Here is a 1,160-nt window from a genome sequence, read left to right as displayed (position 1 = left end):
TGGCCCCCGACCGTGTGGCCCCGCAGCGCAGGTCGGGTCCGCCCGCGTGGCGCTGCGTCCCGCGCCCCGAACTCTCGCGGTCTTCGCGCCGCTTGTCCACCGCACGCGCCCCTTGAAATCGCGGCGCGCCCGGCCGATATTCAAATTGTCCCCTCGGGGACTATGGGCATAAACGCGCACGTAATAAGCGGATCGGACCCGGGGGCGGTACCCGGCGGCTCCACCATCATCCCGGCGTTGGCGGGACCATGGGGCCGAAACAGGATCGACGAACGTGTAAAGGTGTGGCTTTGTCCCGGTGAGGTACCACCGTTATCGGTCCGTAAAGCATAATTGCCAACGACAATCATGCTCCGGTCGCCGTTGCCGCGTAAGCGGTAACGAGACCGAAATCTCAAGCCCAGTCCTCTAGCAAGGTCTGGCGGGGTTCGCAGGCACCTGGCAACAGAAGCCTGCACTTCCCCTCCCCCACACATCATCTCGCAGCAGCCTGCCCGGCGACGGGGCCTTTCATCTTGGCCCGAATCCCCTATTCTCTCTCCGCAACCGAGCGGAGCGATCATGGTGGACAGCATCGACTACGGCAGGCTCATGCACGGCGCGATGCGCGGGCTCATCCGCGAGGTGCTGTCCGAGGTCGCGGAAGACGGGCTGCCCGGCGAGCATCACTTCTTCATCACCTTCGACACGCAGCACCCGGACGTCGACATCGCGCCGTGGCTGCGCGAGCGCTATCCCGACGAGATGACGATCGTCATGCAGCACTGGTTCGACGCGCTGGAGGTAGGCGAAGACGGCTTCGCCGTGACGCTCAGCTTCGGCAACCAGCCGGAGCGGCTCGTGGTGCCCTTCGACGCGCTGCGCACCTTCGTGGACCCCTCGGTGGAGTTCGGCCTGCGCTTCGAAAGCCCGGAGGCGGAGGACGACGAGGCGGAGACGCCGGAAACCGAGGGCACGGCGGAGGCGGAGCCGGCGGCCGAAGAGGCCGATGCCCCCCGCAAGGACGCCGACGTCGTCAGCCTCGACCGCTTCCGCAAGTGAGCGTTGCCCTCGCGCGGGCCGCGCGCTAGACCGCGTGCGGCTGCATACGCGAAGGAGGGGCGCATGACCGGAACCCGGACGGAAACCGACAGCTTCGGCCCGCTCGAGGTGCCGGCGGA

Annotated in this window: 1 protein-coding gene and 1 other RNA gene; both read left to right on the top strand. The window is 67.3% G+C overall.

The features are described from left to right. Positions 1-108 precede the first annotated feature (108 nt). Positions 109-459, top strand: a transfer-messenger RNA (tmRNA) gene (gene ssrA / locus ACESL7_RS10030). Between the two features lie 102 nt (positions 460-561). Next, entirely contained in the window at positions 562-1,041 is a 480-nt protein-coding gene (locus ACESL7_RS10025) for an SspB family protein (protein WP_372893187.1), read from the top strand. The last annotated feature ends 119 nt before the right edge of the window (positions 1,042-1,160 follow it).

This window comes from Rhodosalinus sp. (assembly GCF_041685465.1).
GTDB lineage: Bacteria > Pseudomonadota > Alphaproteobacteria > Rhodobacterales > Rhodobacteraceae > Rhodosalinus.
Note: the sequence above shows the minus strand (reverse complement) of the source record. Positions and strands in the feature narration are given on the sequence as shown.

Coding starts and splice junctions, on each gene's coding strand:
- ACESL7_RS10025 (WP_372893187.1), top strand. CDS start 562: ATGGTGGACAGCATCGACTACGGCAGGCTCATGCACGGCGCGATGCGC.